The following is a 23584-nucleotide window of genomic DNA, read 5'->3' as shown; positions in this document are numbered from 1 at the left end:
AACGAAGAAGCAGGACATGACCAACACCAACTCCGCCGACGGCTTCGCCACCATCTCCGTCGCAGCGATCCTCGCTGAATCAGCCAAGAGGACTCCCGGCAGCATCGCCCTGGTCGTCGGTGAAGACCAGGTCAGCTACGGCGACCTCTGGCGCCAGACCCGCGCCTACGCCGGTGCGCTGCGCGCCCGCGGCGTTGGTCCGGGAGACGCCGTCGCCGTCCTGATCCCCAATGTGCCGGACTTCGCGCGGGTGTATTACGCCATCCTCTCGCTCGGCGCCATCGTCGTCCCGGTGCACGCCCTGCTGAAGGCCCGCGAAATCGAATACGTCCTGCAGGACAGTGGCGCCCGGCTGCTCGTCTGCGCCGCTCCCCTGCTCACGGAGGGCGCTGCCGGCGCTTCGGCCAGCGGGGTCGATGTGCTGACGGTCATGGCGCCCGACGACGGCGGGTTTCCACGGCTGGAAGCGGAGGCGGCCGCCGCGGAGCCGATCCGGACGTACGAACCCTGCCGCCCATCGGACACGGCCACCATCCTGTACACGTCCGGCACTACCGGCAAACCGAAGGGTGCGCTGGGGACGCACTTCGCCCTGGTGGAGCAGACGTCGGTCCTGCTGACCAGCGTGATGGACTTCCGGCCGGGCGACACCCTCTTCGGCGGGCTGCCGCTCTTCCACACCTTCGGCCAGACGGTGGTGCTGAACACGGGCCTGCGCGCCGGGGCCACCATCGTCCTGATGCCCCGGTTCACGGGCCCGGATGCCCTGAAGCTGCTGGCACGGCACAACGTCAACATCTTCCTTGGCGTGCCCACCATGTATGTGGCGCTCCTGGAAGCTGCCAAGACCGTGGCGGAACGGCCCACCGCGCTGCGGTACGGCATCTCCGGCGGCGCATCCCTTCCGCTCGCCGTGATGGACCGCTTCCGCGACGTCTTCGGCGTGGAAATCCATGAAGGGTATGGCCTGACGGAAACTTCGCCGGTGGCGGCCTTCAACCACGTGGGCATGCAGCCGAGGCCGGGCACCATCGGGATTCCCATTTGGGGCGTCGACATCGAGATCGCCCGTCCCGAGGTGACCGAGCGGATCGAGCTGCTGCCCAACGGGGAACTCGGCGAGCTGGTAATCCGGGGGCACCTGCTGATGAAGGGCTACCTCAACCGGCCCGATGCCACCGCCGAGGCCGTGGTGGACGGCTGGTTCCGCAGCGGCGACCTTGGCACCAAGGACGACGACGGCTACCTCACCATCGTGGACCGCAAGAAGGACATGATCATCCGGAACGGCTACAACGTGTACCCGCGGGAGGTGGAGGAAGTCCTGCTGACCCATCCCGCCGTGGTCAGCGCGGCCGTGTACGGCGTCCCGCACGACGTCCACGGCCAGGAAATCGCGGCCGCCATCGTCCTGGACGCGGGGGCGACAGTCACCGAGACCGAGCTGATGGACTTCGCCAGCGCCCGGCTCGCGGCCTACAAGTACCCGCGCGTGGTCAGGATACTTTCCGAACTCCCGCTGGGGCCCAGCGGCAAGATCCTGAAGCGGAAACTGGCGGAGGAACCGGCCTAGGCTCCACCGGCAGTAACCTGCGGGCCGTCCCGAATCGCGGGCACCGGGAGCCGGGACGGCCCGCAGGGGGCAGACTGGTCGCATGACACTTGCACCGCTCATCCACCTCAATGACGGCAACAGGATTCCGCAGCTGGGGCTTGGCACCTGGCCGCTGGACGACGAACAGGCGGCCGCCGCCGTCGTGCAGGCTGTTGAAGCCGGGTACCGGCACATCGACACGGCCGTGAAGTACGGCAACGAGCGCGGCGTCGGGAACGGCATCCGGGCCTGCGGCGTGGATCGCGGCGAGCTCTTCATCACCACCAAGCTCGACGGCGAGTTCCAGGGCCTCGACCGCGCGGTGGCCGGCCTGGAAGGGTCACTGGGGCGCCTGGGCCTGGATTACGTGGACCTGTTGTTGATTCACTGGCCGCTTCCCGGCAGGGACCAGTACGTTTCCACGTGGCAGACGTTCGAACGCCTGCAGGCTGAGGGGAAGGTCCGGTCTATAGGCGTGTCCAACTTCAAGCCGGCGCACCTGGAACGACTGATGGCGGAGACTGACGTTGTGCCGGCGGTGAACCAGATCCAGCTGAGCCCGGCTATCACGCGGCGCGCAGAGCGGGAATTCCATGACCGGCATGGCATTGTGACAGAGTCCTACAGTCCGTTGGGCGGGTCGGGGGCAGGTTTATTGGCTGCTCCCATCCTCTCCCGGCTGGCGGAAAAGCATGGCAAAGCCCCTGGCCAAGTGGTCCTGCGGTGGCACGTACAAAACGGATTGGTAACGATTCCCAAGACGGCTTCCCCCACCCGGATGGCCGACAATCTGGACGTGTTCGATTTCGTCCTTGACCCGCAGGATCTCGCTGATTTAGCGGCCCTGGACGAGGGCCCAGGGGCAGGCAATGACTCGGACACGACGGGGCACTAAAACCGTCCTGAACTGCACTTTTTTCCAGAAACGGGGTTGGCAAAAAGATAGTAAGCATGATTACTATTGAGCCAGAAGGATGAAGTGCCTCCGGGACCCGGAGGCCTCCTTTACTTAGGAAGAGAGCTTCAAATGGGATTTATTGCATTTCTGATTCTCGGACTTATTGCCGGTGCGATCGCTAAGGCGATCCTCCCGGGACGCCAGGGTGGCGGCTGGATCATCACCATGGTGCTGGGCGTCGTCGGCGCTTTCCTCGGTGGCTGGCTGGGCGGGATGATCTTCGGCAGTGGACTGCAGGAGTTCTTCTCGATCCAGACGTGGCTGCTGGCGATCGTCGGCTCGCTGATCGTCCTTGCCATTTACGGCATGGTCACCAAGCGCAGCGCCCGCGGATAACTGCACGGGCACGCCAGGAAGCCGGCCTGGGGACATCATCCCCGGGCCGGCTTTCATTTTCCCCGGCAACTGGCGTCACGCCCCTAGCCGGGACTGACAACCGTCTCGCAGAGCAGGAGATCATCGTGAAAAACAAGCTTCTTTTGGGTGTAGGCGTTGCCGTGGGCTACGTCCTCGGATCGCGGTCAGGCCGTGCTGCCTACGACAAGCTGAAGGCCCGCGCGGCCGGCATCTGGGACAGCAAGCCGGTGCAGGACAAAGTCTCGGTGGCGACGGAAACCATCAAGGAAAAAGCGCCTGAAGTGGCCGACCAGCTTGGGGAAGCCGCACGCAGGGCAGGCACAGTGATCGGCTCTGCAATGCACCGCGACACTTCTGCGGGTCATGCTGCAGCAGGCACTTCTGCTTGGCCTTCAACGGGTACCGGCCCCGCCGACGCCCTGGGTGAGGACCACATCCCCGCCCACAGCACCCACCCGGAGACCACCAACTTTGGTACCTCCGATGGGACCGCCACGAAGTCCTAATCGACGCTTCACCGGTCATCCATGACGCTGGTCCCGCCGCATGACATGGGAATGACCAGCCTTTGTGCTACAACTGAATCGCCTTGCCGGCCGTCGCGATCCTTGGGGGACGCGGCGGCCGGCGGTTTTTAACTGGCACACCCATCGCAGTTTCCCCGTTTTCCACATAGGGGTTGTGGGGTCTCTTCATTGTCAGTGGCGGCTGGCAGAGTGTGGTCATGGAGGCAGTTGGGGAGCAGCTGGATGAGTCGTTCGGTGTGTTGTACGGCGGGCTGTTCAGCGGGAACGCGGACGACGCCGGCAGCCGGCGGACGGGTCCGGCCCGCCTTCGCGCCGTCCCCGGCGGGGAGGGATCCGGCCCTGCCATCCTCGGGGCGCTTGCCGAAGAACTCGCCACCGCCGCCCTGGCCGCCCCCGGCCTGCTGGCCATCGCCACCTACAGCGAGGCGGCCGATTACGCCGGCCACGCCGAGGAACTGGCCCGCACCGTGGAGTATCTTCAGCTCCTGGCCGCCGGTGCCGTGGAGCGGACCCGTACCCAGGCCATCACCCAGGCCGCGGCCCGGACCACCCACGCTGCCGTGCCCTCACCGGCCGATGACGGGTGCCGCAACACCGCAGAGTTCCTCCGCCTCCGGCTTCGGATCCCCATCCGCGAAGCCCGCCGCCGACTCACCCTCGCACAGCACACCCTGTCCGGCAGCACACTGACCGGCGAACCACTCACACCACCCCGGCTCCACCTTGCCGCCGCCCTTACACCCGGCACGGACTCCATCGACCCTTCCCGGATGGTTCAGGGCACCGCCGTGTCCTCCCACGCCGCGACCCTCATCACCGCCACCCTGGACCGGCTCCAACACCACACCACCCCAGAGACCCTGGACCGGATCGAAGAGCACCTCACCACCGCAGCCACCAACACCGACCCCGACTTCCTCACCCGCCTGGCCCAACGCTGGACCGACACCATCGACGCCGACGGCACCGAACCCACCGAAGAAGCCCTCCGCAACACCCAAGGCGCCTTCATCCGCAAACCCCGCCACGGCCTGCACCACCTCGAAATCTTCGCCACCACCGACCAATACGAACACCTCCTCACCGTCATGAACACCGCCACCAACCCCCGCACCACCACCCCAGCCACCAGCACCGGCGACTCGCCCGGCACCGGCACCGAACACAGCAGGCGAACAGCCGAAACAGCAGCCCTGCCCGACCTGCCTGACCTGGACCGGCGCACCCGCGCCCAAAAACAACTTGACGGCCTCATCACCGCCGCCAAAACCGCCCTCGCCACCAACACCCTGCCCACCACCGGCGGCAACCGACCCCAAATCGTCGCCACCATCCACTACCGGGACCTCTTCCCCACCCACGCCGCCACCTCCGCAAGAAAAGACCACAGCGCGGAAGCAGGGACAGGAACCTTCGCGTTCACCGGCCCCGTCGCCGCGGCCACCCTGCGCAAAATCGCCTGCGACGCCGACATCATCCCCGCCCTCCTGGGCACCAACGGCGAAATCCTCGACCTCGGCCGCAAAACCCGCCTCTTCACCCCCGCCCAACGCACCGCCCTCACCGCCCGCGACCAAGGCTGCGCCTTCCCCAACTGCACCATCCCCGCTCCCTGGTGCGAAGCCCACCACATCACCTACTGGTCCCACGGCGGACCCACCACCACCAACAACGGCGTCCTGCTCTGCAGCCACCACCACCACCTCATCCACAAAGAACAATGGACCATCACCACCACCACCGGCACATCCGCCTTCATCCCCCCACCCCACCTCGACCCCACCCAAAAACCCCAACAAAACCACTACTTCAAACCCCCACCACCACCCCATCAACACGAATAGGGAACGCAGCCTGGCAGGGCGCAGCCTGGCGTACTGGGGTTTCCGGACGGTTTAGAAGGATCGTTACGTGCGGTCCACGGCTGCTGGGCCTGGTTGGCTCGATCCTCCAGGCGGCAGGCCGGATATTGGGGAGGGGGAGGACGGTGTCAGTGGGTTCCTGCCGCCACGCGCCCGACGACCACGGTGCCGTCCACTTCCTCCGAATGGACTGTCCGTGTGCCGAACCCGGCGGCGGCCAGGATCGCGGAGGTGCCGGCTGCCTGCTGCTCGCTGGTCTCGATAAACAGATGACCGTCGGGCGCCAGCCAGTGAACACCCTCAGTGGCAACCCGCCTATGGAAGTCCAGTCCGTCAGGACCGCCATCGAGGGATGCCGCAGGTTCGTACAACCGCGCTTCGGGGGGCATGGTTCGGATTGCCTCCGTAGGTACGTAGGGAGCATTGACCACGAGCACCCGGATCCGGCCACGCAGTTCACGCGGCAGGGCTGCGAACAGGTCACCCGCATGAACCTGGCCACCCAGGGGCTCCAGGTTCCGCCGGGAGCACCTTACGGCAGCAGGCTCGATATCCGCTGCATGCAGTTCCACGTGCGGGGCGCTTCGCAGGATGGCCGTTCCCACGGCCCCGGATCCACAACAGAGATCCACCACTACCGGAGGCGCCGGCAGTGCGGCGTCCGGCGGCAGCCCCAAGGCCTCGCCAAGCAGCAGATCCAGGGCCTCGCTGACCAGAAGTTCCGTGCGTCGCCGCGGCACGAAAACGCCGGGCTCAACCACAACACGGCCGCCGGCAAACTCAGCCCATCCAAGGATGTGCTCCAAGGGGACGCCTTCCACCCGCCGCTGGACACTGAGTGAAAGTTCCGCGGGGCCGGCGCGCCCAGCGAGGAGGAGCCGGGCCTCATCTTCGGCGAACACACAGCCGGCAGACCGCAACCGGGACACGATCTGGTTGAAGCCCAGCGGCGCGGACTGGCCATGGACAGCGCGCGAGCCGGGAGGAGGCTGAACACCGCCCTCCGGGCAGCCCATGGTCACCTCCACGCCGGTCAGGCCCAGGGCTCCGGAGAGCGCCCGGTGCGGACAATCGACGTCAATTCAGCCCTAACCACGCCCGCCTCCGCTCTTCCACTGCCGGAAACCCCATGCTAATCGGCGGCCCGGGGTACGGGAATAGGGGGTGAAACCTTGGCAGGATTGGACCATGACCAACGGCGCAGCCAACAACAGTCCAGCCACCAACATCCTGTGGATCGGCACGTACACGCCCGACGGCGGCGGCCGTGCGGACGGTATCGGCGCCGTCCGCGCGTACCTGGATGGCAGCCTGGAATGGTTGGGAACGGCCGTCGAAGCACAATCGCCATCGTTCGTTGCTGTACACCCAACCCTGCCTGTGGTGTACGCGGCGGCCGAACAGCGCGGGAAAGTCCAGGCGTACCGCCGGCACGGCGAAGCCGCTTTGGAGGCCCACGGGGAACCGCAGCTTGCCGGCGAGGCGACCTGCCATGTTGCCGTTGACCCGCACGGCCGCTTTGTCACTGCCGCGTGCTGGGGCGACGGGCAGGTCCTCCTCTACGAGCTGGATTCCGACGGCGGCATAGCCCGGCGGTTTCCCGCCGCACCATCGGTTGATCCCCACGTCACCCTCCCGCCCGGAAGCCCCAGGCAAAGCCGCGCCCACGCGAGCCTGATGCTGTTGGACGGACGCATCATGACCACCGACCTGGGCCACGACACCCTCCGTATCTGGACCTACCAGGCAGGCGCCGGACTGGTGGCGGACCACGAGGTCGTCCTCCCCTATGGCAGTGGCCCGCGGCACCTGGTGCAGCACCCGAACGGGAACGTCTTCATAGTTTCGGAGTACTCCGTGGAAGTCTTCGTAGTCCGCCCCGAGGCCGGCACCTACGAGCTGGTATTCCGCGGACCCGCGACGGCGGGCGGAAGCCAACAAGGCGACTCCGCAGCCGAGATCTGCCTGGGCCCGCAAGGAAACTTCGCCTATGCCGGCGTGCGCGGGTCCAACCTCATCAGTGTCCTGGAAGTCGCCGGGGACGGCACCGAACTGATTCCCGTCAAGGACTTTGACAGCGGCGGGAACTGGCCGCGCCACCACATGGTCCGCGGGTACTTGCTCCACGTGGCGCATGAACGCTCACACAACATCGCCACGTTTGAGCTGGATCCCATCACCGGCCTCCCCGGACCAATCAGGCACACCGTCAACGTCCCGTCGCCCACCGCAGTGGTAGCCGCGGGATAGCAGAGCTGCCCCGGCGGATCCACCTAAAGGTCCCCTTCCCTAAACACTGGAGTAATTCAGTGCAAGCGCTTACAGTTGTGACTCGGTTCACAAGGCAGCATGCTGTCCTTCGAACCCTCCTGCCGCATCCCCATGTCAACGGCAAGCCTGTACAGCAGCGCTGCTTCCCAGGAAGGTCTCACCCTTGCTATTCCGCACCCCTCCCGGCGCTCCCCCACGCGCCCACCAGCCGGCCAGTCCAGCCGGAACGATGCACCCCTCAAAAACCAAGCCAACCCGGAAACGCGTTGCAGCCCGCTCCGCGGCCGGTCTTCTTGCGGCCGCCGTCGCCATCTCCGCCGCAGTCCTCCCCGCCCATGCCGCCCCTAACGGCCCGGGTCCCAAGGACCCCGGCACCAAGAACCAAGGCTCTGCAGAAACCCTGCATTCGCTCCGCGGTCCCGTTACCGACGAAAACTTCTACTTCGTCATGGCGGACCGCTTCAGCAACGGCAGCACTGCAAACGACCAGGGCGGCCTCGGACCCGACCCCATGGTCTCCGGTTTCGATCCCACGAAGAAGGGCTTCTACAACGGCGGCGACCTGGCCGGCCTCCGCAATAAGATCGACTACATCCAGGGCCTGGGCACCACATCGATCTGGCTGACCCCCAGCTTCAAGAACAAGGCAGTCCAGCCGGAGGACAAGTCAGCCGGCTACCACGGCTACTGGGTCACCGACTTCACCCAGATCGATCCGCACCTGGGAACCAATGACGAACTGAAGGGCCTCATCGACGAGGCCCATGCACGCGGCATGAAGGTGTACTTCGACATCATCACCAACCACACCGCTGACGTCATCGGCTACCAGGAAGGCGACCGCAAGGGCTACGTGTCCAAGGACACCGTCCCCTACAAAACAGCTTCCGGCGAACCCTTCGACGACCGCGATTACGCCGGCACCGGTGCCTTCCCCCAACTGGACGCGAACACCTCGTTCCCCTACAAGCCCGTCCTGGCACCGGGCGAAGAAAACCTCAAAGTCCCGGCCTGGCTGAACGACCCCACCCTGTACCACAACCGTGGCGACACCACCTTTACCGGCGAGGACTCCATGTACGGGGACTTCTTCGGCCTCGATGACCTGTTCACCGAAAACCCCAAGGTGGTGAACGGCATGGAGGACATCTACAAGTCCTGGATCGGCGATTTCGGCGTGGACGGCTTCCGCATCGACACCATGAAGCATGTGAACAACGAGTTCTGGCAGGAATTCGGCCCCAATGTCCTCACCTACGCCAAGGAGCACGGCAAGGACGATTTCTTCATGTTCGGCGAGGTCTTCGATACCAGCAAGAGCTTCACCTCGCAGTTCACCACCCGAAACAAGATGCAGGCAGTCCTGGATTTCCCCTTCCAGGACGCGGCCCGCAACTTCGCATCCAAGAGCCAGGACGCGAGGGCCCTGCAAACCTTCTTCGCCGGAGACGACTGGTACACCGACGCCGACTCCAACGTCTACGAGCTCCCCACCTTCCTGGGCAACCATGACATGGGCCGCATCGGCAGCTTCATTAGCCAGGACAACCCGGCAGCCAGCGACGCCGAGAAGGTGGCCCGCGACGAACTGGCCCACGAGCTGATGTACTTCTCCCGCGGCAATCCGGTGGTCTACTACGGCGATGAACAAGGCTTCACCGGCCCCGGCGGGGACCAGGACGCCCGCCAGACGCTCTTCGCCAGCAAGGTGCCGGAGTACCTTGACGACGACCTGCTGGGCACCGATGCCACGCACGCCACGGACAACTTCAACCCGAGCCACCCGCTGTACGCCAAAATCCGTGAGCTGGCTGCCCTGACCAAGGAGCACCCCGCACTGCGGAACGGCGCCCACCAGCACCGCTATGCCTCGGATGGCCCCGGCATCTACGCCTTCTCCCGCACGGACGCCCAGGACCAGCGCGAATACGTGGTCGCGCTGAACAACAGCGCCCAGCCGCAGACAGCCCCCATCCCCACCTACATCGCCAAGCGCAGCTACACGCGGATCTACGGCGAAGGACCCGACGAGGCCAAAACCTCGGAGGATGCCAAGCTGACGGTCACCGTGCCGCCGCTCTCCGCCGTCGTCTACGAATCCGCAGGCCGGATCCCGCACTCGAAGGCTGCGCCCGCCGTCGCCCTCCAGCAGCCGGCCGCAGCCCCGGGCGACAACGGGCGCATCAACGTGACGGCCGACGTCGAGGGTTCTTCGTTCAATGAGGTCACCTTCGAAGCCCGGACGGCCGGCGGCCAATGGCAGCCGATCGGCACGGATGACACCGCCCCGTACCAGGTGTTCCACGACGTCGCGGATTTGGACGCCGGCACAGCCCTGGAGTACCGCGCCACCGTGCTGGACAACGGCGGCCATACCGCCGCCAGCCAGAGCCGTCGGGCAAGCGTCCCCGCGCCGGTCCTGACCCTGCAGAAGCCCGCCGAAGGCAGCAGTGTGGAGGGAAAGGTGGAACTTAGCGCCACTGCCGATCCTGAGAAGGCGAGCAACGTTGTGTCTTTTGAGCGCAGCGTCAACGGCGGGAACTGGACCGCGGTGGGCACCGATTCCTCGTCCCCGGTGTATTCGGCAACCGATGATGTTTCCACGCTGGCTGACGGCACGAAGGTCCAATACCGTGCCGTCATGGCCGGCACGGGCTTCAACGTCACCAGCGGCACCCGGACCGTCACCGTGGGCCAGGCCCCGCAACCCGATTCGGTCTCTGTGGCCGGATCACTGAACCAGGCCATGGGCTGTACGGCGCAGTGGGATCCCACATGCCAGCGGGCAAAGATGGTCCTGGACCCGGCGGACCGCATCTGGCGGCTGACCGCCGACCTGCCGGCCGGGAAGTACGAATACAAGGCAGCGCTCAACGGCGGCTGGGACGAAAACTACGGTGCCGACGGCCAGTTCAATGGCCAGAACATCGTGCTGGACCATCCCGGCGGACCAGTCACCTTCCGCTACGACAACAGCACGCACCTGCTCAGCGCCGTCTACGCCTCACAGCAGCCGTCCGCCGTGGCGGCGGCGGGAAGCATGGACAGCGAGCTGGGCTGCGCCACCGACTGGGAGCCGGCCTGCCAGCAAGCCCAGCTGGCCCTGGACCCGGCAGACCTCGTCTGGAAGCTCACCGTGCCGGAGCTGCCGGCAGGGAGCTACGAGTTCAAGGCGGCCCTCAACAAGTCCTGGGACGCCAGTTACGGGGCCGGCGGCGCAACGCCCGGGGCCAACATCGTGTTTGAGCACGACGGCGGCCCGGTCACCTTCCGGTACGACCACGTCACCCACGTGATCACCGCAGGCTAGGCCAGCGGAGAAAGCACCATGGCCCCGCCGCTTGAGGAAGTGGCGGGGCCATCGTTCTTTGACCAGCTGCTCAGGATCCGTGCAGGGATCCCTCCACCGCGGCGAGCAGCGCGTTGAACCGCTTGTTGCCGGGAAGGTCGTCAAGGTAAACCGGCCTGCCGTCCGGGCCGCCCAGCGGAACCTGCCAGTTGGGATACAGGGCTTCCGTGGTACCGGGCTGGTTCTGGAGCCGCCGCTCCCCCACCGCGTCCACCAACGCCACGCCCAGCAATACCGACGGCGACTGGGCCAGCAGGAGGTGCAGCGCCTCGATGGTGTGCTCCTCCGCGGACTGCTGGCCGGCCCCGGCAGCAGTCCCCTCGGAGAGGTAGCCCCGTTCACGCAGCAGGGCGAACATTTTCTCCAGGGATGCGTTGTGCTCGGCCCGCTCTTCCTCTTCGGACCGCTCGAGCAGGCCAAGACGGCTCCGCAGGCCCACATGGTCGCCGGCAAGGTAGCCGGCCGTGGGCGGAAGATCATGGGTATTTACGCTGGCGAGCGCCTGTGTACGGTACTTTTCCGGTGCAAGGGGCGAATCGCCGTCGTACTCGAACCACAGGATGGACGTGCCCAGGATGCCGCGGTCCGCGAGGTAGTCACGCACCCAGGGCTCGAAGGTGCCCAGGTCCTCCCCGATCACCACGGCACGGGCACGGTGCGCCTCAAGGGCCAGGATGCCAATCAGGGCCTCGTGGTCGTACCGGACGTAGGCACCGTCCCCCGGCGCATTTCCGATGGGGATCCACCACAGCCGGAACAGGCCCAGGATGTGGTCCACGCGGATGCCGCCGGCGTGGCGCAGCACGTTGGACAGCATGTTGCGGAACGGTTCGTAGCCGGCTTCGGCCAGGCGGGCCGGGTGCCACGGCGGCTGGCCCCAGTCCTGGCCCTGTTGGTTGTACATGTCCGGCGGCGCACCCACGCTGGTGTTTGGGGCCAGTACACGGCCCAATGTCCACGCGTCGGCACTGTTGTGGTCCACGCCGACTGCGAGGTCGTGCACCACGCCCAGCCGCATACCGGAGCGGAGCGCCGCCTGCTGCGCGCTTTCCAGCTGCTCGTCGCAGATCCACTGGAGCCAGCGGTGGAACCCGATCCGGTCCGCCAACTGCTCCCGCAATGCCTCCGCGGCCGGTGTTCCGATGGCGCACTCCGGATCTGTCCACAACGGATCGGTGGGAGCAAGGTCTTCGCGGATGGCGGACCAGAGCGCAAAATCGTCCAGGCCGGGGCCGGAGACGCGGCAAAACTCCTCGAAGGCGGCCTGCCGGGAGGGCGAACGCCGGGTGTGGTAGAGCATCTCCAGTGCCTGCAGCTTGGCCGCGTAGACGGCGTCACGGTCCAGCCGGGTGCCGTCCCTGTTCAGGCCGGCCACCTCCTCGTGCAGCTTTTCCAGGGCCGCGCGCTTCCGTGGCCGGAGGTATGCCAGCTCGGGGATAGCCTCGATCCGGATGTAGAGGGGGTTGAAGAACCGGCGGGTGGACGGCGAGTAGGGCGAGGGCTGGACGGGCGGGACGGGCTCCGCGGCGTGCAGCGGGTTGACCAGCACATAGTCGGCCCCGCGTGCGCCGCTGACGGCCGCCAGGTCCGCAAGGTCCGCAAAGTCGCCGATGCCCCATGACCGCTTGGACCGGACCGAATAAAGCTGCGTGGCCAGCCCCCAGCCGCGCCGGTCCTCAAGGGGCTTGGCCGTGTCCAGCCTGGCCGGCGTGACCACCAGCGCGGCAGTGGCTGCGGCACCCTCCGACTCCGCGTGCAGGGTGTGCCAGCCCAAAGGCAGGTCCTCGGGCAGGGAGAACGTGGCACGCCCGGTGGAAACGCCGTCCACCTGCCGGGGCTGGATCCAGATGTCCTGCTGGAGCGCCTCCCGCGATCCGGTTCCCCCTTCAAGGGTGATGGTGAGGCTCGCGGTGGCACCGTCCCGCACGTGGACCGGAACCTGGGCCGGTTCGCCCTGCTTGATGACGACGGCGGCCGGCAGCATCCGCCGCCAGGGCGCCAGTTCCACCTCGGCGAGGGCGGCTTCGATGTGCTGGTTGGTGTGGGCCTCCACCCCCAGCGCGGCAAGTACCTTGATCAGCGTGCCCTCGGCGACGGAGTGCGGCAGGCCGTCCCAGCCCTGGAAGGACGTACCCACGCCATGCGCGTCGGCCAGCTGCTGCAGCAGGTGCGGATCCACCGTCCCGGGGGCAGCGGCAGGAGGATCTTCGGGCATCGTTGGCCGTGCTGCGTGCTGCTGGTCTGCTTCCGTCATGGGTGTCCGCCTCGTCTGTGATGGTCCCGGAACTTACAGTGCTGCCTGTCGTGCCGGGCGCTCACACCCCCGTGCACAACCGTTGGTTCAGATTATTGCAGGGCAGCGCAGGGGCGAAAGCCACGCAGCATGCAGCGGGGCGGGAAAAGCTTGAGGGCGGATCCGGCCGGGCTACGGATCGAAGTGCGTGGTCACCGGCCCGTCGCTCACCCGGCCAAGGACTTCAGCGGCCAGGTCCCGCAGCTTCTGGTTCCGGTGGCTGGACGCCTTGGTGAGCAGGGCCATGGCTTCATCCTGGGTACACCGGTTCTGCGCCATGATCACCCCGCACGCCAGGTCGATCGTGGTGCGGTTTGCCATGGCGGCCTTCAGGTCATCCGCCAGGTTTTGGGCGTCGGCGATCCGCAGGGCCAGCCTCAACGCCCTGCCGGCGAGGTCGGCAAACCCCTCCGCCGTGCGGAGGACTTTGGGAGCAAAGACGCCGGGTTCCGCGGCAAAGAAGTTCAGCGCGGCGGCCTGGTCGGCGTCCAGCGCCAGGGGAACTCCCAGCACGCTGCGGCACCCGTTGTCAGCCAGCACTTTCTGGTATTCGGGCCACCGGGTATCGGTCTCAACGTCGGACAGGATCATTGGCTGCATGGCATCCAGGGATGCGATGCACGGCCCCTCCCCGAGGACCTGCTCCAGTTTGTCCAGCACGGCTGCCCGTTCACTGCTGCCGGCAATGGTGGCGCTGCGCTTGCGGCGGCGGAGCGTAACCCCGCATTCGATGAAGACGCCTGCGGCATCGCTGAGCGTTGACGCGGCAACAGCCGAGAGTTCGGACAGGAAGTCAGCAACGTTGCTGCTGCCGATGATGAGGTCGTGCAACTGGACGAACGGTTCGTCGTTATTGAGGGTGCCCATGCCTCAATATAAGCGCTGTTTCCGGCTGTTTGGGCGCCACAATTCGTCATCCCCGCTGCTCTGGTTACTCCGTGCGACGAAAAGAGAAGGACTAAAACGGAAATCTGTGCCGGCCGCCGAATCTGTGTAGCGTCGTGACGATCCAGGGCATGGCCACTGAATGGAGGAGACCGGAGATGAGCCTGAGTGAACTGCGCGTGTTCGGGCGGTCGGGAACCCCCATCAGCCCCCTCACTTTGGGGACCATGAACTTCGGCGAGGGGACCGGCAACGGCCAGGGTGCCCCTACCGGCGCGGAGGAAAGCATCCGGATCATCCATGCGGCGCTGGACGCCGGCATCACCGCGGTTGATACCGCCGACGTCTACTCGCAGGGCGAATCGGAGCAGGTGGTGGGGCGGGCACTCCGGGGACGCAGGGACGACGTCTTCCTGGCCACCAAGTTCCATGGCCAGATGAGCCCCAACCCGGCCCACTCCGGCAACTCGCGGCGCTGGATCACCCAGGCCGTGGAAGGCAGCCTCCGCCGGCTGCAGACAGACCGGATCGACCTCTACCAGGCACACCGGCCTGACTACAACACCGACGTCCTGGAAACCATCACCACCTTGAACGACCTGATCCGCCAGGGCAAGATCCTGTACTACGGCACCTCGGTGTTCACGCCGGCCCAACTGGTGGAAGCACAGTGGCTGGCCACCACCAACCACCTGATCCCGCCGATGGGCAACCAGGTTCCGTATTCCATGCTGGTCCGCGGCAACGAGCGCGACGTACTGCCGATTGCCCAACAGTATGGCGTGGGTGTCCTCGCGTACGGCCCCCTGGCAGGCGGCTGGCTTTCCGGCAGCTTCGTCCTGGAATCCGGCCAGCCCGCCACCCGGGTGCACTCGCTTCCCGGCCGGTACGACATGTCCGGGCCCACCAGCGAGCGCAAGCTGCTGGCCAAGGATTCGCTGGCCCGCCTGGCAGACAAGCTGGAGCTGTCCCTGGTGGACCTGGCCGTAGGGTTTGCCCTGACGCATCCCGCCATCAGCAGTGTGATCATCGGTCCGCGGAGCGAAGAACACCTCCAGGCGTACCTTCGCGCCGCCGACGTCCAGCTGGGCGAGACGGTACTCGACGCCATCGACGACCTGGTGCCCCCGGGCACCAACTTCGTGGAGCGGGACGCGGGCGCCATCGTGCCATCCATCGAGTTCGCGGAGTTACGACGACGTTAGCCGGCTTCCCGGAGCCAGGCGCCCGCCACGCGGCGGCGCCAGGTACGGCGGCGCCGCACCTGCCTATGATGGCCGGGATGGAGACGCTGTTCACGATCGGCCACGGCACTGGATCCCAGGAGGACTTCACAGCGCTGCTGCAGACCGCCGGCGTGACGTCCCTGGTAGATGTCCGGATAGGCCCGGGCAGCCGCAAGTATCCGCATTTCGGAAAGGACCGCCTGTCGGTGTGGCTTCCGGAGGCGGGGATCGGCTACCGCTGGGAGAAACGGCTGGGCGGCTTCCGCAAACTGCTCCCGGACTCCCCGGACACGGCCCTCCGGAATGACTCTTTCCGAGCCTATGCCGGCTACATGCGCAGTGAAGACTTCCTGGCGGCAGCCGCAGAACTGGCGGCCGGATCCCAGGTGGCCCGGACAGCGATCATGTGCAGCGAAACCCTCTGGTGGCGCTGCCACCGCCGCCTCATCGCCGATCATTGCGTGCTGCTGGCCGGGCTGCCCGTTAAACACCTCATGCCACCCGGCAAGGCCGTACCCCACGTACCCACCCATGGAGTCCGGGTTGTGGGCGATGAGCTGCGCTACGACGTCCCGGCATGAGGGCAGCCCGGGGGCGGCTGAAACTATTGACTAAGTGGTAGAAGGCTCCTACGGTTTGATACCGAAACCGCCTCCCAGGGAAGCAGGGGCCTGCCATGCCAATGTCCGACGAGGAGCGACGCCTGCTCAAGGAGCTGGAAATGGGGCTGATCGTGGATGACCCCCACCTGGCCATGGAACTGCTCTCCGGCTATCCGGCACGTCGTCTTCCTGCAGGCCTGTTCCCGGGCATGGCGGCGGCCCTGATCGGCGTGGTGCTCATCCTCGCCGGGGCCGGGATCCCCGCGCCGGGGGCAGTGGTGCTAGGGATTTTGCTGCTGGGGCTGGGGGCATGCCTGCTGCTGGGGCCCACGGTACTGGCCCGGAGCGCCCGGCGGCAGCACACCGGTTGATTCTGCCGCCGGAGGTTCTGCAGCACGCGGCTGCCCCGCTGGAACTTTTGCCGGGCGGGGGCGCGGCGCCAGGATGAACAGGCTGGCCAGGACGACGGCGGCGCCAAGCCACCCGGGTGCCGGGAGCCTTTCGCCCACCACCAGCACGGCCAGGACGGCTGCCACCGCGGTTTCCAGCAGGGAGATGCCGGTGGCGGTGCTTGCCCCCACCCGGGCCAAGCCCCAGCCGAACAGGAGGTACCCGGCAAACATGGGGACCACAGCCATGTAGGCACCCACACTGACGTTGCCCCAGGACTCCAGCAGCGGGCCGCCCGTCACCGCAAGGACGGGCATCAGCAGGAGTCCGCCCAGCCCGAAAATGCTCCCCATCGCAGCCCTGGACGTGACCCCGGTGGCCGCCAGGCGGTGCGCCGTCCAGGAGTACAGTGCGTAGGTTGTGCCGGCCAGCAGGCCAAGGAGGATTCCCGCCGTCGGACTCCAATCCGCGGCTGCTTCCGCAGCAGCCGGTGCGGCTGCTGCTGGGGCAGGCCCTGCCGGCGTGTGCCCGGCGAAGGAGAGCAGCGCAGCGCCGCCGACTCCCAGCAGTGCCCCAAGGATCCATTGCCGGCCCAGCCGTTTCCTGTCCGCGAAGCGTTCAATCAGGGCTGCCGCCACAGGGGCGGAACCGATTGAGACGACCGTTCCCACTGCAACGCCGGAGAGGTGCATGGAGCTGTAGAAGGCCAAGGGGTAGACGGCCACGGCCACGGCACCGAGCGTCGCAAGGCGCCACCGGCCGAGCAGGCTGCCCGCCTGGGCCGCGATGTGCCGTGCGGCGAAGAGTGCCTGCAGCAGGCCGCCCAATCCCATGGCCACGGCGCCAATGGCGAGCGGGCTCACGCCGGGGGCGAAGGTGGCCGCGGTCCCGGTGGTGCCCCAAAGGACGGAGGCCGCCACCACGCACATTGCTCCCCGGAGTTGGGCTTTGGGGTGGTGCGTGACGTTCACAGGGCGTCCAGCAGGTGCCCGGCAATGCTCTTGGCTTCCTTCAGCGGACCGTCATCGCCTTCCAGCCCGGCCCTGGCCATGGCACCCTCGAGCAGGAAAGCCAGGTGCGCCGCGGTGGCGGGGGCCAGCTCTTCCCGTCCCGGCAACAACCCCGCCACATGCGCGGCCAGGAGCTCCTGGACCTCCTCCTTGTGGCGGCGCACAGCTTCCCTCCCGGGATCGCCGGCCGGGAGTTCCGCGGCGGCGTTGAGCAGGCCGCATCCCCGGAAGCCGTGCCGGTAGGCGAAGTTGGCGTGGTCCAGGTAGGCATCGAAGACCGCCAGGGCCTGGTCCCGCGGCGTTTTCGCCGTCTCCAGCCGCCGGCGGTACAGGCCCAGCCATTCCTCATGCCTGGCCTCCAGGTAGGCGGCCACCAACTCCGCTTTGGAACTGAAGTTGTTGTAGAGGCTCTTTTTGGCCACTCCGGCCTCGGCCGTGATGGTGTCGATCCCGGTGGCTGCGACGCCGTTGGCATAGAAAAGCCGTGCGGCAGCTTCCAGCAGCAGCTCGCGGGCCGGGCGCCGTGCCGGGGCCGGGAGGCCTTGGGTTGGGAGGCCTGCTGCAGCCATGGTTCACTCCTCGCACGTTGGTAGGTAGACCAGTCTACCTACCAATGTGCGAGCGTGAAACCCCTGTCCCGGCCGGCTCGCCGGCGGTGGACTTGCCGCAACCCGAGACTCCCACCACGACCAAGGGTGGCAGTTGCCCGCTTATTGGGCCTGCCCGGCGTTGCCGAAGGAGAGGAGCACTTTGCCGGAGCGGGTGGAGTCCTTGGCTACCTCGAAGGCGCGGAGGGCATCGGCCAGCGGGAATTCGTGCGTGATGACGGGCTCGATGTGCAGGGACCCCTCGGCGAGGGCCGCGATGACGTCATCAATCTCGTCGTTGAAACGGAACGAGCCGAGCAGTTGCAGTTCGCGGGTGATCGCCAGGGAGATGGGCACCGGCTGCATGCCGGTGGGCAGCAGCCCCACCATCACCACGGTGCCCCCGCGCACCGCGCCGCGGATGGCAGAGGCCAGCCCATGGTGGTTGCCGGAGGATTCGATCACGACGTCGGCCTCCACGGCGGCGATGGCTTCGGCGTCCGCGGCGTTGATCACCTGGTCCGCACCCACGGCCTTGGCGATTTCCAGCGGTTTGGGATGGAGGTCGACGGCGGTGATATGGGCTGCGCCCGCGCGCTTGAGGACGGCGACGGCGAGGGCGCCGATGGGGCCGGAGCCGATGACCAGCGCGGTTTTTCCGCGGACGTCCCCGGCCCTGGACACGGCATGCCAGGCGACGGATGCGGGTTCGATCAGTGCTGCAGTGCGCAGGTTGAGGCTGTCCGGGAGCGGGCGGAGCATCCGGACGGGCAGCGTGACGTAGCGGCTGAAGGCGCCGTCCTTATGCGGGTAGCGGGCGGCGCTGCCCAGGTACGTGCAGCCCGGGGAGAGGTTGGGACGGTCCGCGGGATACCTGGCGGCGCCTGGACCGGGCGTTGCGGGGTGGACGGCGACGGCGGTTCCTGGCTGCGGCCCTGAGCCGTCCGCGGCCTGGCGCACCACCGTGCCGGAGATCTCGTGGCCCAGGACCAGAGGCGCTTTGAGGATGGACTCCCCCGCCGCGCCGTGCAGCCAGTAGTGCAGGTCTGAGCCGCAGATGCCGCCGTAGAGGACCTCGACCACCGCTTCGTCGGGTGCGGGCTGGGGCACCGGGACCTCGTCGATCCGCAGGTCGCCGGCGGCGTGGGCCACCAGCGCAGGACCCGTGGCCGGCAATGCGATATCAAGGGGCGTTGCCATCAGACCACCACCGTCATTCCGCCATCGATGAAAATGGTCTGTCCGTTCACGAAGTTGGAGCCATCCGAGGCCAGCCACACCACGGGACCGGCGAGGTCCTCCACGGTGCCCCAGCGGTGGGCGGGTGTCCGGCCGAGGATCCAGGAGTTGAACTCCTCGTCGTCCACCAGGTTCTGGGTCATCTCGGTGTGGATGTAGCCGGGTGCGACGGCGTTGATCTGCAGCCCGGAGGCCGCCCATTCGGCGGTCATGGCCCGGGTGAGGTTCCGCAGCCCGCCCTTGGCCGCGATGTACGGGGCGATGGTGGGGCGGGCCAGGTCGGTCTGCACAGAGCAGATGTTGATGATCTTTCCGCGGCCCCGGCCGATCATGTGGCGGGCCGCCTCGCGGCCCACCAGGAAGGCACTGGTGAGGTCCGTTGAGAGGACGCGTTCCCAGTCCGCCACATCAAGATCCAGCATGGGGACCCGATGCTGGATGCCGGCGTTGTTCACCAGGATTTCCAGCGGGCCCACGTTGTCCTCGATCCAGCGGATGCTGCGGGCGGCGGCGTCGTCGTCGGTGACGTCGAAGGCCACACTGTGGATCCGGCCGGGCGGGAAGCCTGCCGCCATGGCCGTCTCGGCGTCCTTGAGCCGCTCCGGGTTTACGCCGTTGAGCACTACTGTGGCACCGGCGTCGGCCAATGCCTTGGCAAGGGCCGAACCGATGCCCCTGCTCGAACCCGTGACCAGGGCTACGCGCCCCGTGAGATCAAAAAGCCCTGTCATGTCCTGGTTACTTCCTCTTCATTGTTGTGTCGTGCCGCCGTATGCATTAAATCCCGGCAGCCGTTTAGACCGAGCCCTGCTCGAAGGGTCCCTGCTGAACCAGGTTGGCCGGGGTTTGCCCGGCCGCCAGGGCCTCGAGCTGCTGTTTAAGGAGTTTCAGGATCCGGGGCTCAAAGGCCGAGGCGTTTCCGCCCACGTGCGGGGTGATGAGGGCGTTCTCCGACGACCAGAGCGGGTGGCCGGCGGGAAGCGGTTCGGGATCGACGACGTCGATGGCGCACTGGAGGCGGCCGGAGACCACTTCGCGGGTCAGGGCCTCCGTGCTGATGACGGCGCCGCGGCCTACGTTCACTACCAGGGCACCATCGGGCAGGGCGGCCAGGACGTCCCGGCCCACCAGGTGGTGGGTGTTGCCGTTCAGGGGCAGGACGGAGACCAGGATGTCGTGGTCGGCGGCGAGGGCCACCAGTTCGTCCGGGCCGTGGACCTGCCCTTCGGCGTCCGTGCGGGCCGTGCTTCCCACCCGGGTGATGGTGACTTCGAAGGGTGCCAGGCGGCGGGCCAGTTCCTTGCCGATTCCGCCGATGCCCAGCAGCAGGACCTTGCGGTCGGCCAGGGACTGGCGGCGCTGCGGCTTCCAGCTTTCAACCTGCTGGTCCCTGACGGCCTGGTCGATGCCGCGCAGCTTGGCGAGGATGAGGCCAACGGCCAGCTCTGCGGTGGCAGCTGCATGGACGCCCGAGGCGTTTGCCACTGCGGCGCCCGGACCGGCGGCCTCGCAGACGCCGTCGTACCCTGTTGACTGCGTCTGCACGAACTTGAGGTCCGGGACCTTGCCCAGGGAGCCCAGCACTGCCCCGGCGTTGAGGTAGGGCAGGATGACGCCGTCGATGCCGCCCAGGTCCACGCCGGGTGCCTCCTTCATGTCCCAGACCACCCCGCGCAGGCTGCCGGGAAGCGGCGACAGGTCGGCCAGGAGCTGGGAATCGGGAAAGCTGACGGTGTGCACGTGCTGCATTGGTGGTGGCCTATCGGGTAGTGGTGGTTGAAGTGCCGGGCGGGCGTCAGGCGGTGGGCTCGCGGCGGTCGAAGGTCAGGCCGCCCGGGACCTGGAACGTGGGCATAAGCTCAAGCATGCCAACATTCACGTGCCGCGGGGTCTCAATGGCGTAATCAAGGGCGTTGACAATGTCGTCGGTAGTGAGCGACTCGTAGCCTTCGTAGAACGTCTTCCAGGCTTCTTCCATGGCTTCGGGGCTGCCACCCATGTTGCGGCCGAAGATTTCGGTTTCCACCCGGCCGGGGCAGATTTCGGTGACGCGGATACGCTTGCCCACGGTGTCGTTGCGGAGCTGGCGCGAGATCTGGTGCACCGCGGCCTTGGTGGCGTGGTACACGGTGTGGCCGTAGAAGTTGTACACGCCCGCGATCGAGCTGATGTTCACCACGTGGCCCAGGTCCCGCTCCACCATTCCGGGCAGCACCAGCCGGGTGAGCTGCAGCAGCCCGCGGAGGTTCACATCCACCAGTTCGTCGATGTCCTGTTCGGAGGAGTCCAGGATGTTGCCGGGCCGGGACACGCCGGCGCAGTTCACCAGGACGTCCACCTTGAGGTCGCGGACGACGGCGGCGAGCGCAGCAGTGTCTGTCAGGTCCACCACGTGCGGGACTGCTCCCGTGCGGTCGGCCAGTTCGGCGAGGCGTTCCTCGTTGCGGGCCACCGCGTGGACGGTGAGGCCCCGCTTGGCAAGCCGTTCGGCGATGGCGGCGCCCATGCCGGTGGAGGCTCCGGTGACCAGGGCCGTGGTGTAGTCGGAAAAAGGCATTTGATACTCCAAAGTGGGAATGGACGGGCTCTTGCGTCCGGCAAGGGGCTGGACGCAGTGGTGGGCAGGGGGTTAGGGGTCGCGCAGCACTTTGTGGGTGCGGTCCTGGGCGGTGGTCCGGGCATTCATGACGTTCAGGCTCCTGACGCCGGGCTGAGTTCGTACCAGCGCTCGCCGGCGCCGACCCCGAGGAGTCCGAAGACTGTGTCGATCGTCTTCCGGAGTCTGTCCAGCTCCTGGCAGGCAGTGCGGTGCATGGCTGTTGCTTCAGCCACGGTTGTCTTTCTGAAGGTGACGGTGTGTCCAGGCCTGGACTGTGCCAGGACATCCAGGGAGCGGCTCGTAACGACTCCCAGGACCGGATAGCCCGCGGTAACGCCGCGTCCCCGGTGCAGGACCAGCAGTTCGTCCCGGGACGGAACCTCGATGGCCCCCACCGGGACACCGCGGGACAGGACCTCGGAGGTGAGCTGGCGTTCGGGCAGTGCGCCGCCGAGCCGGAGTCCGATGTGGTTGCTTCGGGGGCTCACGGTGTACTGCGAGGTGAAAAGCAGGCCTGCGGTGTCGCCGAATTCGGCTACGTCCGGCCCGTCGGTGACGTCGATGACCGGGTGGGTGGTGAATTCCGGCTTTGCCAGCCCCAGCCGGAACAGGGGCAGGCCGAAGTATGGCTGGGTGAGGGGTGCGGTGGTCTTTTGCGTTGCAAGCCGGGTGCCCTCAACAAGTTTCAGTCCGAAGCCCACAACCGTGTCCGGTGCGCAACTGCCCAGCAGCGTGGGGACAGTGAAGGATCCGCGGACGGCGATGTAGGCGCGGAGACCGGTGCGGATTCCGCGGACCGTCACTGTTTCGCCGGCCCGGACGGAGACGGGCTCCCACTGGGGGCAGCCGCGGCCGCCCACAGAGAGGTCCAGCGGCGCGCCGGTCACGGCGATCAGCAGGTCCGTGGTGGCGCGCATCCTGAAGTCCAGGGCGGTGAGTTCCAGCAGCGGATCGTTGTCGCCGTTGCCGGCCAGGATGTTCGCGGCCTTGGCCGAAAACTGGTCCAGGGCGCCGTTGACGGGAAGTCCGAAGGCAGGACCCTTCGTCCGGCCAAGGTCGGTGACGACGGAGTGTCCGGGCTGAAGGACGATGAGTGACCCGGTCATGGCCGGGCCTCCAGGAACTGCCCCTCGTACTTTCCGAAGTCCTCCGGAGGAATGCGGTAGAAGCGCAGTTCATCGCCGGGGACGTAGGGCACCAGGGGTTCGCGTGCTGCGTCCAGGACCGTCAGGGGGGTCTGGCCGATGACGCACCAGCCTCCCGGTGCGACTGCGGGCGCGATCACGGCTTGGCGTCCGGCCACGGATACTGCACCGGCGGGTACGGACAGCCGCGGGTCCTTGAGCCTGGGGACGGGGACCGGGAAGTCTGGTCCGTCCATCATGGGCGAGCCTGCCGGCGCTCCGAGGCAGCGGATGACGTAGGTCTTGGCCGTGTGCCGGGTGATCACGTCCTGGACATCCAGGCCCTGGTGGTCTGCCACGCTTTCCAGGTCCGGCCCGTAGCTGCCCCCGTAGACGACGGGTACTTCGAAGCGGCGCGGCTCGCGCAGGGTGGTGCCCACGAAGTCCAGCTGGCGCATCCCCAGGAGGATGAACGCCCTGACCTGGCGGGCGGAGGTGAGGTAGGGGTCGTATTCGACCAGGACGGAGTCGTAGGTGGGAACGGCGCCGTGGATGCCTTCGACACCGACGGTCGCCAGCCAGCCGGCCAGGGCGTGGACCGTGGCCCAGTTGGCTTCTGCGTCACCGGACTGTGCCACCACGCGCAGGGCGGCGTCGCCCGACTCGTAGATGTCCAGCATTGTCCGGCTGGTTGTCGTTGGGGCGGCCATG

Annotated in this window: 21 protein-coding genes; 10 read left to right on the top strand and 11 right to left on the bottom strand. The window is 67.1% G+C overall.

Annotated features, from left to right (window positions below; genetic code table 11):
* Positions 1-16: 16 nt before the first annotated feature.
* The 5 genes from PV772_RS13515 to PV772_RS13495 all read left to right on the top strand — a co-directional run bounded on the left by PV772_RS13515 (position 17) and on the right by PV772_RS13495 (position 5280).
* Positions 17-1573: a long-chain fatty acid--CoA ligase gene (locus tag PV772_RS13515; protein ID WP_347886475.1), complete on the top strand. Its 1557-nt coding sequence runs from the start codon at positions 17-19 to the stop codon at positions 1571-1573.
* 82 nt (positions 1574-1655) lie between these two features.
* The gene (locus PV772_RS13510; RefSeq protein ID WP_347886474.1) at positions 1656-2489 is read left to right on the top strand and encodes an aldo/keto reductase; all 834 of its coding nucleotides are present in this window, start codon (positions 1656-1658) and stop codon (positions 2487-2489) included.
* A gap of 132 nt (positions 2490-2621) precedes the next feature.
* The gene (locus tag PV772_RS13505) at positions 2622-2888 is read left to right on the top strand and encodes a GlsB/YeaQ/YmgE family stress response membrane protein (RefSeq protein WP_141158447.1); all 267 of its coding nucleotides are present in this window, start codon (positions 2622-2624) and stop codon (positions 2886-2888) included.
* A gap of 125 nt (positions 2889-3013) precedes the next feature.
* Positions 3014-3415 carry a YtxH domain-containing protein gene (locus tag PV772_RS13500; RefSeq protein ID WP_141158448.1) on the top strand — a complete coding sequence of 134 codons (402 nt, stop codon included), beginning with the start codon at positions 3014-3016 and terminating at the stop codon, positions 3413-3415.
* Between the two features lie 218 nt (positions 3416-3633).
* Positions 3634-5280: a DUF222 domain-containing protein gene (locus tag PV772_RS13495; RefSeq protein WP_347886473.1), complete on the top strand. Its 1647-nt coding sequence runs from the start codon at positions 3634-3636 to the stop codon at positions 5278-5280.
* 146 nt (positions 5281-5426) lie between these two features.
* Here the strand turns inward: PV772_RS13495 and PV772_RS13490 are convergent, their stop codons facing one another.
* Complete coding sequence (locus PV772_RS13490) at positions 5427-6314, bottom strand: putative protein N(5)-glutamine methyltransferase (protein WP_347886472.1); 888 nt, start codon at positions 6312-6314, stop codon at positions 5427-5429.
* Positions 6315-6486: 172 nt separating this feature from the next.
* On the opposite strand from PV772_RS13490, the gene PV772_RS13485 reads away from it, so the two are divergent.
* Positions 6487-7548, top strand: a complete 1062-nt coding sequence (locus PV772_RS13485; protein ID WP_347886471.1) for a beta-propeller fold lactonase family protein — start codon at positions 6487-6489, stop codon at positions 7546-7548.
* 250 nt (positions 7549-7798) lie between these two features.
* Positions 7799-10879, top strand: a complete 3081-nt coding sequence (locus PV772_RS13480; protein WP_347886470.1) for an alpha-amylase family glycosyl hydrolase — start codon at positions 7799-7801, stop codon at positions 10877-10879.
* A 70-nt stretch (positions 10880-10949) separates the two neighbouring features.
* Here PV772_RS13480 and malQ read toward each other — a convergent pair whose 3' ends face one another.
* Together malQ and PV772_RS13470 are read right to left on the bottom strand one after the other, a co-directional pair.
* On the bottom strand, positions 10950-13172 hold the full coding sequence (gene malQ / locus PV772_RS13475) for a 4-alpha-glucanotransferase (protein ID WP_347886469.1): 2223 nt from the start codon (positions 13170-13172) through the stop codon (positions 10950-10952).
* 171 nt (positions 13173-13343) lie between these two features.
* Positions 13344-14078 carry a GAF and ANTAR domain-containing protein gene (locus PV772_RS13470; RefSeq protein ID WP_141158452.1) on the bottom strand — a complete coding sequence of 245 codons (735 nt, stop codon included), beginning with the start codon at positions 14076-14078 and terminating at the stop codon, positions 13344-13346.
* A gap of 176 nt (positions 14079-14254) precedes the next feature.
* Between PV772_RS13470 and PV772_RS13465 the strand changes: the two genes are divergently transcribed.
* The 3 genes from PV772_RS13465 to PV772_RS13455 all read left to right on the top strand — a co-directional run bounded on the left by PV772_RS13465 (position 14255) and on the right by PV772_RS13455 (position 16295).
* Complete coding sequence (locus tag PV772_RS13465) at positions 14255-15301, top strand: aldo/keto reductase (RefSeq protein WP_347886468.1); 1047 nt, start codon at positions 14255-14257, stop codon at positions 15299-15301.
* Between the two features lie 77 nt (positions 15302-15378).
* Positions 15379-15903 carry a DUF488 domain-containing protein gene (locus tag PV772_RS13460; protein WP_141158454.1) on the top strand — a complete coding sequence of 175 codons (525 nt, stop codon included), beginning with the start codon at positions 15379-15381 and terminating at the stop codon, positions 15901-15903.
* Positions 15904-15998: 95 nt separating this feature from the next.
* Positions 15999-16295 carry a DUF3040 domain-containing protein gene (locus PV772_RS13455; protein WP_246857335.1) on the top strand — a complete coding sequence of 99 codons (297 nt, stop codon included), beginning with the start codon at positions 15999-16001 and terminating at the stop codon, positions 16293-16295.
* Here the strand turns inward: PV772_RS13455 and PV772_RS13450 are convergent.
* The 8 genes from PV772_RS13450 to PV772_RS13415 form a co-directional block, all read right to left on the bottom strand.
* A complete protein-coding gene (locus PV772_RS13450) occupies positions 16206-17243 on the bottom strand; it encodes a DMT family transporter (protein WP_347886496.1) in 1038 nt (345 codons plus the stop codon). The genes PV772_RS13455 and PV772_RS13450 overlap by 90 nt on opposite strands.
* A 38-nt stretch (positions 17244-17281) precedes the next feature.
* Positions 17282-17893 carry a TetR/AcrR family transcriptional regulator gene (locus PV772_RS13445; protein WP_347886467.1) on the bottom strand — a complete coding sequence of 204 codons (612 nt, stop codon included), beginning with the start codon at positions 17891-17893 and terminating at the stop codon, positions 17282-17284.
* A 141-nt stretch (positions 17894-18034) separates the two neighbouring features.
* Positions 18035-19111, bottom strand: coding sequence for an L-idonate 5-dehydrogenase (locus tag PV772_RS13440; protein WP_141158456.1), 1077 nt, complete (start codon positions 19109-19111; stop codon positions 18035-18037).
* On the bottom strand, positions 19111-19881 hold the full coding sequence (locus tag PV772_RS13435) for an SDR family oxidoreductase (protein WP_141158457.1): 771 nt from the start codon (positions 19879-19881) through the stop codon (positions 19111-19113). The genes PV772_RS13440 and PV772_RS13435 overlap by 1 nt, the downstream gene beginning before the upstream one ends.
* A 64-nt stretch (positions 19882-19945) precedes the next feature.
* A complete protein-coding gene (locus PV772_RS13430; protein WP_307358935.1) occupies positions 19946-20899 on the bottom strand; it encodes a 2-hydroxyacid dehydrogenase in 954 nt (317 codons plus the stop codon).
* Positions 20900-20945: 46 nt separating this feature from the next.
* Positions 20946-21707: an SDR family oxidoreductase gene (locus PV772_RS13425; protein WP_141158459.1), complete on the bottom strand. Its 762-nt coding sequence runs from the start codon at positions 21705-21707 to the stop codon at positions 20946-20948.
* A gap of 134 nt (positions 21708-21841) precedes the next feature.
* Positions 21842-22855: a biotin-dependent carboxyltransferase family protein gene (locus tag PV772_RS13420; RefSeq protein WP_141158460.1), complete on the bottom strand. Its 1014-nt coding sequence runs from the start codon at positions 22853-22855 to the stop codon at positions 21842-21844.
* Positions 22852-23583, bottom strand: a complete 732-nt coding sequence (locus PV772_RS13415; RefSeq protein WP_347886466.1) for a carboxyltransferase domain-containing protein — start codon at positions 23581-23583, stop codon at positions 22852-22854. The genes PV772_RS13420 and PV772_RS13415 overlap by 4 nt, the downstream gene beginning before the upstream one ends.
* Between the last annotated feature and the right edge of the window lies 1 nt (position 23584).

Origin of the sequence: Pseudarthrobacter sp. CC12, from assembly GCF_039907755.1 — a bacterium.
Lineage (GTDB): Bacteria > Actinomycetota > Actinomycetes > Actinomycetales > Micrococcaceae > Arthrobacter > Arthrobacter niigatensis.
The sequence above is the reverse complement of the archived record's forward strand: the minus strand, read 5'-3'. Positions and strand labels throughout refer to the sequence as shown.

What these genes read in the sequence shown, in the direction of transcription:
- PV772_RS13515 (WP_347886475.1), top strand. Translation starts at nt 17, where the DNA reads ATGACCAACACCAACTCCGCCGACGGCTTCGCCACCATCTCCGTCGCA.
- PV772_RS13510 (WP_347886474.1), top strand. Translation starts at nt 1,656, where the DNA reads ATGACACTTGCACCGCTCATCCACCTCAATGACGGCAACAGGATTCCG.
- PV772_RS13505 (WP_141158447.1), top strand. Translation starts at nt 2,622, where the DNA reads ATGGGATTTATTGCATTTCTGATTCTCGGACTTATTGCCGGTGCGATC.
- PV772_RS13495 (WP_347886473.1), top strand. Translation starts at nt 3,634, where the DNA reads ATGGAGGCAGTTGGGGAGCAGCTGGATGAGTCGTTCGGTGTGTTGTAC.
- PV772_RS13490 (WP_347886472.1), bottom strand. Translation starts at nt 6,314, where the DNA reads ATGGGCTGCCCGGAGGGCGGTGTTCAGCCTCCTCCCGGCTCGCGCGCT.
- PV772_RS13485 (WP_347886471.1), top strand. Translation starts at nt 6,487, where the DNA reads ATGACCAACGGCGCAGCCAACAACAGTCCAGCCACCAACATCCTGTGG.
- PV772_RS13480 (WP_347886470.1), top strand. Translation starts at nt 7,799, where the DNA reads ATGCACCCCTCAAAAACCAAGCCAACCCGGAAACGCGTTGCAGCCCGC.
- malQ (WP_347886469.1), bottom strand. Translation starts at nt 13,172, where the DNA reads ATGACGGAAGCAGACCAGCAGCACGCAGCACGGCCAACGATGCCCGAA.
- PV772_RS13470 (WP_141158452.1), bottom strand. Translation starts at nt 14,078, where the DNA reads ATGGGCACCCTCAATAACGACGAACCGTTCGTCCAGTTGCACGACCTC.
- PV772_RS13465 (WP_347886468.1), top strand. Translation starts at nt 14,255, where the DNA reads ATGAGCCTGAGTGAACTGCGCGTGTTCGGGCGGTCGGGAACCCCCATC.
- PV772_RS13460 (WP_141158454.1), top strand. Translation starts at nt 15,379, where the DNA reads ATGGAGACGCTGTTCACGATCGGCCACGGCACTGGATCCCAGGAGGAC.
- PV772_RS13455 (WP_246857335.1), top strand. Translation starts at nt 15,999, where the DNA reads ATGCCAATGTCCGACGAGGAGCGACGCCTGCTCAAGGAGCTGGAAATG.
- PV772_RS13450 (WP_347886496.1), bottom strand. Translation starts at nt 17,243, where the DNA reads ATGTGCGTGGTGGCGGCCTCCGTCCTTTGGGGCACCACCGGGACCGCG.
- PV772_RS13445 (WP_347886467.1), bottom strand. Translation starts at nt 17,893, where the DNA reads ATGGCTGCAGCAGGCCTCCCAACCCAAGGCCTCCCGGCCCCGGCACGG.
- PV772_RS13440 (WP_141158456.1), bottom strand. Translation starts at nt 19,111, where the DNA reads ATGGCAACGCCCCTTGATATCGCATTGCCGGCCACGGGTCCTGCGCTG.
- PV772_RS13435 (WP_141158457.1), bottom strand. Translation starts at nt 19,881, where the DNA reads ATGACAGGGCTTTTTGATCTCACGGGGCGCGTAGCCCTGGTCACGGGT.
- PV772_RS13430 (WP_307358935.1), bottom strand. Translation starts at nt 20,899, where the DNA reads ATGCAGCACGTGCACACCGTCAGCTTTCCCGATTCCCAGCTCCTGGCC.
- PV772_RS13425 (WP_141158459.1), bottom strand. Translation starts at nt 21,707, where the DNA reads ATGCCTTTTTCCGACTACACCACGGCCCTGGTCACCGGAGCCTCCACC.
- PV772_RS13420 (WP_141158460.1), bottom strand. Translation starts at nt 22,855, where the DNA reads ATGACCGGGTCACTCATCGTCCTTCAGCCCGGACACTCCGTCGTCACC.
- PV772_RS13415 (WP_347886466.1), bottom strand. Translation starts at nt 23,583, where the DNA reads ATGGCCGCCCCAACGACAACCAGCCGGACAATGCTGGACATCTACGAG.